Below are 10,057 nucleotides of genomic sequence, written 5' to 3'. Positions count from 1 at the left end.
TAATAATGAATAAATACCTCTTTTTTATATTTTAAGATACTAGTCTTAAGTATGATTATTATTTGACTAATTTGTTTTTGGTAATTTTCGATTAAATCATCAACACTTCCTATAGTGTCAACTATGTAATTATCTACAAAAAAATTCAAGTGTTAAAATTACACTTGAATTCCTATAATTAAATATCAATCGCAATTCTAATATGCTTGGTATTTTTATTATAAGTAAAAAATTGTAAATAAATAGTATTAGTAAATACTAGTCTAAACATTTTTACAAATAATAATAAACACTATCTGTAAAAAAATTTATTTTTATGTTTGCTGTTTTTTACGCAGACAATAGTAATCGTTTTAAACATTCTCATAAGTGGTATAAATTTTTATTCTTATCATTTTATTTTTAAAAAATTATTTGGTGTAATAAAACCTATTTTTAATTTTAAAAAAACTATATTATAATATTAACATGGGGATGAACATTGGATTCGACGTGAATCATTAGTTTTTAATTGCAGTGGGGTAAGCCCCTCATCGCTGTGAGGTTTTTTATAAACGCAAAACAAAACAACAAACAAGAAGTTTCATTTGCTCACTTAGCAATGGCTTCTGCTAACAATCAACAATTAGCTTACGCTTTCTAGTTTTTCGTTAGTTTAGTCGATTCTAAAAATTACTGTTGGTTTTTAAATCGGCTTCACATCACAACAGCAGTTATTTTGGTTTTTAATTTATTCCCAAAATAAACTGATCCAATAATAAATTACTAAATAATATGAGTTTGTTTTATTACTTTGTTACTTAGTTTTTGAAAATAAAACTAAACTGTAGACGTTAAAAGATAAGTTTTACGGAAAGGGGTTCGAACCCCCTCATCTCCACCATCATGAAAATAGTTTAATAATTGTGCAAATCAATTATTCATGACCAATAAATAAAAACCAAGGTAGTCTTGTTTGTTCTACCTTGGTTTTTTATTTTATTTCTTTACTCCAATTAAGCACACGCTTAATCGCTGTTTGTCAGTTGTTTAATAAATGCTCAACTTCTTCTAATGATTTTTGAGGTTCATAAATTTGATAAGCATCCTGTTGCGCAGGTAAAGATGATAAATCTTTATAAAATCCAGACATTAAACCCGTTAGATAGGCAACACCTAAACTTGTTGTCTCATATTGCTTATGTTTAGAAATATAGGTTTGCAAAATATCACTTTGAAATTGCATTAAATTACTAGAATGACTAATTCCGCCATCTACTTTTAAAATATATTCCTTAATTCCTAAATCTTGCTTAATAGCATTAATTAAATCGGACACCTGAAAGCCAATCGCTTGTAACACTGCTCACACAATATGTTCACGTTTTGTGTTAAGGTCTAAACCAAAAATAGCACCTTTACTATGTATGTCCCAATATGGAGCTCCTAAACCTTTAAATGCAGGAATTAAATACACAGGGTTATCTTCGTTTTTGATTAAATTACTATAATAATCACATTCTGATGCATCATAAATAATTCGTAAGGCATCTTTTAATCACTCAATAGCACTACCTGCTATAAAAACTGAACCCTCAAGTGCATAAACAACCGCTTGATTTTCAATTTGCCATGCAACAGTTGATAATAGATGTTCTGAATCAACAATTTTATTACCAGTATTTACTAGTGTAAAGCAACCTGTTCCATAAGTATTTTTGATCATATTTTCTGAATGACATAAATGACCAAATAAACTCGCTTGTTGATCACCCAAAACTCCCATAATCTTAATAGACGTATTGTTATTAGTAGCTAATAAAGATGGATTAATTTCAGCAAATAACGAACCTGATGGTCGAACTTCTGGAAGAATTGATTTGGGAATATTAAACAAATTTAATAATTCATCATCCCAAGACATCGTATGAATATTAAATAACATAGTTCGCGCAGCGTTTGAAACATCTGTTACATGTACCTGATTACGACTTAATTTCCAAATCAACCAACTATCAATCGTTCCGCACAATAACTCCCCTTCTGCTAGGGCTTTTTGGGCAGCAGGAACGTTTTCAAGAATTCACTTAATTTTGGTTGCTGAAAAATAGGGGTTTAATAATAAACCAGTTTTTTCTTTAATTAAACCCTTGTAAACAGATAATGATTCACAAACGTCTAGTGTTCTTTGGTCTTGTCAAACAATTGCATTATAAACTGGAATTCCTGTTTTTTTATTTCAACAAACAATTGTTTCTCGTTGGTTTGTGATGCCTAGGCCAAGGATTTGTTGAATACTTAAATCATTATCTTCGAATAAGGATTGCAAAACTGATAATTGGGTGTTTCAAATTAAATTAGCATCTTGTTCAACTCAGTTAGTTTGGGGATATAGCTGAGTTAGTTTAATTTGTTTGGTTTTTTGAATATATCCATCTGCATCCACTAAACATGCTCTGCAAGACGTTGTCCCTTGGTCCAACGCGATGATAAATTCTTTTTTTGTTAACATCAGAAAATTACCTATTTTTTTCAATAACTAAATTTAAACCATTGATTTCTTTAGAAATTACAATTTGCTGATGATTCAAAAAAACAAATGACTTTAAATAAACTGGTTGATTAGTGTTAAAAAAACTATTTTCTTCTTCACTTAAGACAAAACTAATAGCTTGGTCTCTTACGTAGTTTTTTAAAACACTTGGAATTTTTAAAATTAACTTTTTATTATTTGTCATAAAATGCATTTCTAAATAGTTAATTTGGTCCAAATCATAACCATCTAGAAAAGTCGTTTTTACATTGTCTTCAAGAAATTTAATTAGAGTTAATTCAAGCATTGACTGATTCTTTTTTTGCTTATACTGAATTTGAATAGTATTACCCAACACAGTCCAAATGTCAGCGGGTGGTTGATAAGATATTACCGAAGTAACACTTTTCCGCGGCGTTTGGTAATTATAAATATTTTTTTTATAATTTAGCTCAGCTGATTTTTGTACATAGCAGCCCGTTGCTGCGGTGATTAGACTAATAGGCACAAGTGATGAAATGCAACCAAATAATAGTTTTTTATACTTATTTTTTAACATATTTATTATTATTTAAAGCATCGATTAATTCATCCACGCTAGCAACTAAAACACCGTTCGCTTTAACTGCGCCGACAACAAATAAATTAATGTATGCAAATTGCGATTCGCCTAACACTGTTAACATCTCAGCTTTCTTTTTTTCTTGTCCAAAATCATACATTTTACGCACATCCGTAAACAAACCAATAATCGGTTTGTTTAAAGCAGCAAAATATCCAATTTCTGTACAAACACCATTGTCAATTGTCAAACCATCTAGCACTGCCACCAATACATCAGCCTGATCTAATTCACTTTTATCAGCAGCATAAATTTTTAGCGAATCTGCAAAGTTAGTTTTATCATTAATGGCTAAATTCTCTTGGGGCAAATAAACCGAAAATTGGGTTTTTTCTCTAATTAAATTTACTACTTTTTGGTTAAATTCTTGTTCAGCTTGAGTAAACAACGCATTGGCAAAATAAATTCGACTCATAATATTCATTCCTCTTTTAATTTTATTATCTTTATATTTATAGGTGTAAATTATTATAAACTGTTTTTAGTCAAAATCCGATAAATCATCTGTTCAATCACAACCTGTTTGCTCAGTATCTTTTTTGCGAATTGCACAACCATCATTAATCGCTAATGAACGCAAATCAATATCTACTATTTCTTTATTGTCATTCATAAACCATAAATTAAATTCCTTACCATTCATCAATGCAGCCATAAAATTATTGTAAGCAAGCCGCATTTTTTTGTTCTCAGCATGGTAGAAATTGGTATTTAAAAAATCTTTCATTCCGTCACGAGTTGTAAACCCCTCCATCGGGCAACCGCACGGCACAACAGGCATATTATCAACAGTCTTAGCTGCTTTAATGATATCTTTTTCACGACATAAAATTAAAGGACGAATAAACATCATCTGTTCTTTATCTAAAAACATTTGTGGTTTAAAAGTGGCAATCCGGCCCTCATAAATCATATTCATAAAGAAAGTTTCAATTGCATCATCAGCGTGGTGACCCATAGCAACTTTATTGCATCCTAAGCGTTTTGCGGTTTGAATTAAAATTGCTTTTTTCATTTTCGAGCATAATGAACACTGAATCTTATTCTTGTGCATATTTGCACGTAAAATTTCACCCATATTCGTATCTTCGATATGAAAATAAATCCCTTGGTCTGCTCAAAACTTAATAATCGGACCATAATCGATATGACAGAGATTCATTTTTAAATGAATGCCAATGACATCAATATCTCAGTTATAATTCTTTTTCATCATTTTTTTAAAAATTCCAAGAACATAGAGCAAAGTCATTGAATCTTTTCCACCCGACACTCCAACACAAATTTTATCTTTATTTTGAATCAGATTAAAAATCTTGTTTGCTTTAATAATATTTCCAATAATTTTTCGCATATTTTATTCCCTTTTTGATGCGCTTGCGACATCCGATTTTTTAAGTGCGTAATACGCAATTGCCCATAAGATCACAAAAATAGCACTTATGATCACTACGATTAAAACAAAATGTCAGAAGACAAATATATTTGGCAAGAAGAGGCTGAAGGTATTGAATACCGCGTTGTTAAACATACTAATTAAACCCATACTGAATGGTAATGCTAAAATAATCCCAATGAATAAAGCTGGTAGAAATGATAGTAAAAATAATATTGCATTCTTCCGGTTTGAATAGCCCATATTTTTCAACATTCGGGCAACTTTTAATAAATCATTAAATGAATTGGTAATCATTAAGATAATAGTCAACATAATAATCGAAATAAACAAAACAATGATTACAATCTCAATTTTATTAATAGTATCGTTTGCTGTTCGATAAACATTAAACATTAAATCCAGTGGTTCAACATTACTAATTAATGCTTGATAAGTACTATAACCATATTTACTTGCTAGTTTCTCAATAATAAACTCAGCTTGTTGTTTTTCATCTTTTAGATGTTTTAAACTCGTTTTTAAATCGTTTATGTCCTTGTATTCTTCTAAAGCATTTAATAATAATCTTTGAGAACTAATAATTAAAGATTGTGCTAACTGTTTGTTTTCTGCTTTTTTTAAATCATCATAACTAGGGTTGATGATATGGTTAATTAATGTTATGTTTTCCTGGGTTTTTGACCATCGTTCTTGGACAGGATATAAACCACTTAACGAAAAAATAGGGGTAATATTCGTAAGAACATCAGGACTTTTTTTATTCGTAAAAATTCCATTAAAAGGATATGTTTTATTATTAGCCTGAATATCACTATAGTTATCGTTATGCATCCCTAAAACACTACTAGCATTATTAATGCTTGTGTAGATTTGAAGATCTTGGTTATTATTAGCGATTCCCACAACTTTTAAAACTTGTTGATGGTTTTCTTTATGGATTGAATACCGATCAGTATGGTTGTTGATCTTGATTGTTAATTGGTCATTAACTCCCAAATTATAGTATTTTGCAAATACATTATTAATGATCACGGGGATCATATCTTGCGTTTGTCTTAATAAGGGGTTTAGCAAGACACCTTCCTTATTAAACAAATGAACAGCATGTGAGTTCTCTACTAAACCAATCATCTTAATTTGTTTTTGTCGTATTAAACCAGTTGTTGGTTGGTTATTTAAACGGATAACATTTGAATCAACATAGACATATGGTTCGTCAAAAACATCATTTTCTTTTTCATAAGGATCAATTACAACTGTGTTAAAACCGATCCCGCCCCATGTGTTTTTGAATAACGGGTTGATTCCGGGGTGAGTTAATAAAACAAGATTAATATAATCTAAATGAACTTTGTTTGCAATATTATTGTTTTCTCTTTGGTTAGTTGCTTTACTTGAATCTAAACTATATTTTTGAACGTATTTTTGGTCTTTTAAAAATATTTGTTGATTTGTTTTCTTGTTTTTAATCACAAAAACCTTTGCATCATTTAGATAAGTAATCAAAAGATCTTTTCATTCTAAATCAGAAAATAAAATTTTGGTACTAACATTTTTTTGATCGACTAATTCAATATCAATTTTTTTATTTAATAAATGGTCTGCTAAATACGCTTTTAAACTTGCTAAACTAAATTCTGTTTCATACACAAAATTCCCTTGATCATCTGGACTTAAGAAGCGCGCTTTAAAATATGAACTCAAACTAATTTGGAAATTAGCAAAAAGTTTATCTTGCGATTCAAGATCGAAATATCAATCGTCATAGAATGAATAATTTGGAATTAAATCATTTGTATATTCAAACGGATTATTATTAGACTGGTAGTAAGCATGTACTAATAAATACTTTTGATCTCATTTAAAATCGCGATCATTATAGGTTAAATTTCATTGACCATCACTATAAACAAGTTGCGCATTAATAAAGTGCGGGTTCATTACGCTATCAACTAATCGGATATCTAGATTATAAGTTTTAGAGTGTTCAAAAATTTCCTGACTATTATCAAACAAATGCATTAAATGGGCTGTTAACTCAGTTTGTGAATTAATTATTTTTAAAGTTTTATAATCTTGAATTTTAAGTGTTTTATAAGCCAAATTAGCTCATCTATTTTTCTCTTCTTGGTTTTGATTTGATGAAACTAAACTGTCGCTTAAAACACTATGATCATTAATGATTGTCTTTGATCACAATGCATATTCCCGATTAATCATGTACAAAGAGTTTTCTGGAATCAATGACCGCGTAATTTCTCAGGGATTTGTCACCTGGTTTGCTAATCCAAAATTAAAATCTAAAAATTGCTTGATTTGGAAAACATTTCTTAGATAACCTAAATCATATTTAGTACGTAAATCATCTTTTTCTCCAAAGAGTTTTAGGTTTAAATAATTCCCTAAAATACTAGACGCCTTAATATCGTCAAAATAATCTGATACTTCATAGTTTTGGTGTAAATTGTTTTGATCAACTAGTGAATATAAATTACTTCCTAAGTGTCCCGAAGACACACTGTGGTATTGTCCAGATTGAATAGTTGGTGTGCTCAATTCAATCGCAAAACGGTATTTTTTGCTTGCCACCGTAGTGTCCATTGAATCCAAAATTTTACTTCTTGTATTGGTTACAAACAAAATTAAACCAAACGAAAACATAATCATAATGGACAGTAATAATACTCGACTTAATGAAGAAAAAGATAATACAAAAGCATAGCGCGCAAACCCCATATTATTAGCCGCTGGTTTGCGTGTTAACAAACGTACAAACCATGATACTTTATTGCTTTCTAAACCCTTCATTAAATCAGTTGCATTTTTGTTTGTGAGTTTTCATAACATCAAACTCACAATGCCCGCAAAAATCAAGAAAGGAATTACAATAACTACAATTAGTTCGCCAAAATTAAAACTAACTAGTTCCGTTGGAACCATTCAGTAATCTTTTAATAAACTAATCGCTGCTGGTTGCGTAAAATATGCTGCAATAAATGCGCTTACCCCCATTAATAAACACGGAAGAATTCCAATTGTTAAAAATGTTAAAATAATTTTTCAACGGTTAACACCATTAGCCATTAAGTTTCCAATATTAATCTTATTTTGGGAAATAAATCGGTTGACAATAATTACAATTACAAAAATTGATAAAGCAAGAATCAAAATCGTAATAAGGGAAGAGAATGTTTTAATTGTTGTGGTAATTTTTTGTACAAAAACCAACCGTAATGGCGCGGGTGTAATTTTGTTGTTTGTGTCATCAGCAAGAAATACTGCATCAATATTTGATGGTCATGCCATCACTTCATTAGCAACAATTCATTGGTTTAAATCATCTACAAATTTTTTAACCGTCTGTTTCAGTTGTTTTCTACTGATACTATTCATAGGCTTTAATTGGATGTACAGATTATTTTCAACAGGGTTTGAACGGAACGCATCAAATGTTCGTTCATATCCGTCTGCACTCACATAAACTAAACCCTCTTTTTCGGGGTTAGGAATTGGCGATTCAAAACTAATAATTGGGAACATATAATTAGGTGTTAAAGATGAACTAATGATTAAATATGGAGTCGTGTCAACATAAATTTTGTATTCATCACTAATACTTGCAAAGTAATTTTGAAATTCTGCTTGAGTTTTTACATCTTTAATTCTTTTTTTATATTCTTGGACATCATAAATTTTTTTATGATGCTTGTTAATAAAACTTGGAGTAGTAATTGCATAGTATGATGATTGTGCATCAAAATATGCGGAAACCGGAACACCTGCAGGTGTAAAGGAAAAACTCATACGATGAGCTTTGATTGCGACCGAAACCTCTTGGTTTGAAATTATTCCTTTTTTTGATGGATATAATGTTAAAACAAATTGACTAGCAACTTTACTTGCTGTTGTTGCATCTAAAATTTGGTTGCTACTAATCGTGCGAATATCTAGTGGGTCATATAACGGATTTATTTGTGCATACTCATTCGCACGCACAAAATTAGCGTATAAATCGTTATTATTACCCCATTTTGCATACACTAATTGTGATAATAAAAACCGGCGTGCTGCGAGCGGAGAATCTAATATTTCATCTTCTTCTACTTCTAATTTTAATGCATTTTGTTCAGACGCTAAAACATCTTTAATTTCCATTCGGTCAAAATATGAGCCATATCTTAAACTTCCATCACCTAGATAAATTTGGTTCTCAATTTTATTAGTTCACGCTTGGTAAATTTCATTAGTGAATAAATGTTTTTGGTTTTCAATAATTTTAAGAATTGGTTGCTTAACTATTTCCCATTCCCCAAACAATATACTTTCCGGTAAATCATTTTTTAGACTCAGTCAAATTGTATTATGTGCTATTAATACTTTTTTTAATTCACTAAAACGGTGTTTTAAAATATTATTATCATTCGCGTTTTCTAAAAACATTTCAACTTGAAAAAGTGCATTTCTAACCGCTTGATAGCTTGGTAATTGATTATTGTCCAATAAAGCTTCGATTTTGTCCGCAACTTTTTGAGGTTGTGTTTTAACTTCTTGGCTTAGTGCTTCGTTGTTTTGCTCGTCTAAATCAAAGGTTTTGTTTGTATATTTATACAATTTGTTACTAACTTGATTTAGTTTAATCGGAATATCACTCTGTGCTAATTCATAAACTTTTTGAAAGTTATAACTATTAAAATCATAATGACTTAAAAGATCCAAAGTGTGAGCATCAAAGATGTTTACACTTTGGTTATTGTTGTATTGTAATACCTGATATCCAACATTTTGTTGTGCAGCACTTACAGTCAATGCTCTGGTGCGTTCGTATTTTAAATCATAACCTTGATTTTGGTAAAAAGTTTTTAATTCAGCAAGTTTTTTGTTTAGCAATGCTCGTTTCTCATTTTTGCTCTGCTCATTATAAAATTCGTTAACAACCACGTTGTGTAACTCTTGCTCTTGAACAATTTTATCATATGAACGATTTAAACTTGTTGATGTATTCTTTAATAGTGAAAATGCAAAAACACTAATAAAAATCAGTGTTCCTAAACCAATGAACGAACCTTTATTTTTTCACAAATATGCATAAAAATTCTTAACGAGTCTTCACAGCATAATTTTCCTCTTCTTCAGCTAGTAATTCGTTCAAAAAACGTTTTAAATTCCGATCATGTGATAACGTCGGGTAGGATTTCTTTTTATTTTTAATTAACATTGGGTGCAAAATTTTGTAATTTAGAGCACTCATTTTTTTCTCATGATCATAAAAAACAAACATAAACTTGTAGTATACTTCAGGTTCGAACATTTGCTTGATATTTGCATAATCATAATCGGTGATATAATAGTTTTTGCAATATGCATAACTATTGTCTTTTAATTGTAAATAAACATGTTGGTCATCATAACCAATAACTTTTGCTAACACAACCTGTAAGTTGTTTCTAGGTTTTTTCATGTTGTTTGTTCATTTCATAAAACAACCACTTTCAGGATTTTCCCGGCATTATTTATATTTATAATG

At 30.0% G+C, this 10,057-nt stretch carries 6 protein-coding genes and 1 other RNA gene; 1 reads left to right on the top strand and 6 read right to left on the bottom strand.

Translation table 4 applies throughout. The annotated features are described in order from the left end of the window. The first annotated feature begins 470 nt into the window (after nt 1-470). Nucleotides 471-883: a transfer-messenger RNA gene (ssrA, locus tag OF377_RS02380) on the top strand. 90 nt (nt 884-973) lie between these two features. On the opposite strand, the gene glpK is transcribed toward ssrA, so the two are convergent. The 6 genes from glpK to OF377_RS02350 form a co-directional block, all read right to left on the bottom strand. Further along, the gene (glpK, locus tag OF377_RS02375; protein WP_263836288.1) at nt 974-2,488 is read right to left on the bottom strand and encodes a glycerol kinase GlpK; all 1,515 of its coding nucleotides are present in this window, start codon (nt 2,486-2,488) and stop codon (nt 974-976) included. Nucleotides 2,489-2,498: 10 nt separating this feature from the next. Beyond that, complete coding sequence (locus OF377_RS02370; protein WP_263836286.1) at nt 2,499-3,071, bottom strand: hypothetical protein; 573 nt, start codon at nt 3,069-3,071, stop codon at nt 2,499-2,501. Beyond that, entirely contained in the window at nt 3,058-3,549 is a 492-nt protein-coding gene (locus OF377_RS02365; protein WP_263836285.1) for a nucleoside 2-deoxyribosyltransferase, read from the bottom strand. The genes OF377_RS02370 and OF377_RS02365 overlap by 14 nt, the downstream gene beginning before the upstream one ends. 66 nt (nt 3,550-3,615) lie before the next feature. Next, entirely contained in the window at nt 3,616-4,488 is an 873-nt protein-coding gene (locus OF377_RS02360; RefSeq protein ID WP_263836284.1) for a tRNA 2-thiocytidine biosynthesis TtcA family protein, read from the bottom strand. Nucleotides 4,489-4,491: 3 nt separating this feature from the next. Beyond that, nucleotides 4,492-9,648: an ABC transporter permease gene (locus tag OF377_RS02355; protein WP_263836283.1), complete on the bottom strand. Its 5,157-nt coding sequence runs from the start codon at nt 9,646-9,648 to the stop codon at nt 4,492-4,494. Further along, nucleotides 9,629-10,009, bottom strand: coding sequence for a hypothetical protein (locus OF377_RS02350; protein WP_263836282.1), 381 nt, complete (start codon nt 10,007-10,009; stop codon nt 9,629-9,631). The genes OF377_RS02355 and OF377_RS02350 overlap by 20 nt, the downstream gene beginning before the upstream one ends. Nucleotides 10,010-10,057 lie beyond the last annotated feature (48 nt).

The sequence above is a fragment of the Ureaplasma sp. ES3154-GEN genome (assembly GCF_025780075.1).
In the GTDB taxonomy this organism is placed as follows: Bacteria; Bacillota_I; Bacilli_A; order Mycoplasmatales; family Mycoplasmoidaceae; genus Ureaplasma.
Note: the sequence above shows the minus strand (reverse complement) of the source record. Positions and strands in the feature narration are given on the sequence as shown.